Origin of the sequence: Sphingobacterium thermophilum, assembly GCF_039541675.1 — a bacterium.
GTDB classification, from domain to species: Bacteria; Bacteroidota; Bacteroidia; order Sphingobacteriales; family Sphingobacteriaceae; genus Sphingobacterium; species Sphingobacterium thermophilum.
The window spans coordinates 1-2053 of the sequence record NZ_BAABGR010000031.1; the positions used below are offsets into that span (position 1 = coordinate 1).

Sequence of the window (2053 nt, forward strand, 5' to 3'; positions counted from 1 at the left end):
TTGAAAGCGACAAACAGGCGTGTTAGGGTGTTTAGGTTTAGGTTAATTTGATGAGAATTTTGTAAAATTATGCAGTCTTAATTTGGGGAAGTCGACAGGGGCATAAAGCCGATAGGCGAGTTTCACTATACAACGATCGGCATTCAGGTGCTTTCCTCAATTCTGGAGCAAACGACCCAAATGAACATTAATGCTTTTGCCACGAAGTATTTATTTACCCCCCTGAACATTACTCCTCCCGAAACGCTGCCGATAGATAGCAGAGAAACATATTTCAAGTTCATCAAAAACCACTATAGCAATGGTTGAGCTGCAGATCCGCAAGGAACCCACACATCCGGTTGGGGGCTCATGCTTTCTGTACACGATCTTTTGAAAATAGGTCAGTTATATCTCCAAAACGGACAATGGAAAGGAAAATCCATCGTGTCTTCTCAATGGGTAGAAGAAAGCACGACCACACACAGCTTCTGGGAAAACAAACCATACGGCTATCTATGGTGGATATTGGACGATGAGACCTTTGCCGCCATTGGCGACGGTGGCAATATCATTTACGTCAACCGCTCGAAAAATTTAGTCATCGGCATTGTTTCTCACTTCGTTCCCAGGCCCAAAGATCGAATTGATTTTATTGAAAACCACCTGATTCCTGTTTACAATCTGTAATCCACTGTGGGTTTCTAACTTCTGCACCGTCCGAGAAAACTGTTTGATTTAGTAATTTTACTGAATGGCTATCAGCTGTGGCTTCATCTCGGTATGAATTGAATTTTCGTTCATTTCAATCCAAAAATTCACTAAACCGAGGCTCGTTATGTGGAAACTTGAAAAAACAATTTTTCGTGAAAAAGCTAATTTCTGCATTTTTTATTTTAATTGAATTTTCAGTTGTATTTGCACAAAATAATGAATCTGAAAAAATAAAAAGTATTTCTAACTATTTCACTGAAATCAAAAATGCTACAAAGGAAATCAGGACAATTAGATGAAATAAAGTATAAAAGTTAAGTAATTTGGCTCTGTCAAAAAATGATCCAATATCTACCAAAATGAAAATACTTTCTGTTCGAAAAAATCCGGAATATCAAGAAAAGGCAATTCGATTTATACAAACGAGTTGGCCCAATGTTTCCCCAAAAATTTACGAAGATTGTATTTCCAATTGTATCCATTCGGAACAGTCTTTACCTCAATGGTATTTGTTAGAAAAAGATGGGTCAATTATAGGCTGTGCGGGATTAATTCCCAATGATTTTATCAGTAGAATGGATTTATATCCCTGGTTATGCGCCTTATACATTGATGAAAAACACCGGGGTGACCTCTCCCCTTAAAACTGGAGCATTTAAAAGTAGAGAATTCGTTTATGAATTACTAATTTTAAACGGGAGGAATATCCATGAAAAAATCAAAGTTTACCGAAGCGCAGATCGCCTTTGCCATCAAGCAGGCCGAGACCGGCACATGCGTCGAGGAAGTGTGCCGCAAAATGGGAATCAGTGAAGCCACTTTCTACAACTGGAATGGTGGCTTAGGGGTAGCTGAACTGCGCCGTCTGCGGCAGCTTGAAGAGGAGAATGCTCAATTAAAAAAGTTGGTTGCGGATCTGAGCCTGGATAAGCAGATGCTGCAAGACGTTTAAAAAAAAAGTATTAAATCCTGCTCAACGTCGAAAAATGGTTGCTGGATTGGTTTCTGATTATCGAATTTCCCTTCGCAGAGCATGTCATGTATCACTGCTGAGTACGTCCGTGTGGTATTATAAAAATGTTCGTAAGAACGATGCTCCACTACGGCAGCGCATACGGAATATTGCGGAGACGCGGGTTCGCTACGGTATCGAGCGGATTGTTGTTTTACTAAAAAGGGAGGGCTGGAAAGACAACCATAAGCGTGTTTACCGTATCTACAAAGAAGAGGGCTTGAATCTGCGTGTGAAGCGCCCTAGGCTTGCCGGGCTGCTTCACACCGCTCCGAGCGGCCTGTTTTTTCCAATTTACATGATTGTTGGAGTATGGATTTTGTTGCAGATGCGCTGTTCGATGGCCGA

2 protein-coding genes and 1 pseudogene are annotated in these 2053 nt (G+C 40.8%); all 3 read left to right on the top strand.

All coding sequences use genetic code 11. The features are described from left to right. The first annotated feature begins 351 nt into the window (after window positions 1-351). Window positions 352-669 carry a serine hydrolase domain-containing protein gene (locus tag ABD873_RS10600; protein ID WP_345068161.1) on the top strand — a complete coding sequence of 106 codons (318 nt, stop codon included), beginning with the start codon at window positions 352-354 and terminating at the stop codon, window positions 667-669. Between the two features lie 383 nt (window positions 670-1052). Then, complete coding sequence (locus tag ABD873_RS10605; protein WP_345068163.1) at window positions 1053-1337, top strand: GNAT family N-acetyltransferase; 285 nt, start codon at window positions 1053-1055, stop codon at window positions 1335-1337. Window positions 1338-1402: 65 nt separating this feature from the next. Beyond that, window positions 1403-2053, top strand: a pseudogene (locus tag ABD873_RS10610) (transposase); the annotation flags it as partial.

Coding starts and splice junctions, on each gene's coding strand:
- ABD873_RS10605 (WP_345068163.1), top strand. CDS start 1,053: ATGAAAATACTTTCTGTTCGAAAAAATCCGGAATATCAAGAAAAGGCA.
- ABD873_RS10600 (WP_345068161.1), top strand. CDS start 352: ATGCTTTCTGTACACGATCTTTTGAAAATAGGTCAGTTATATCTCCAA.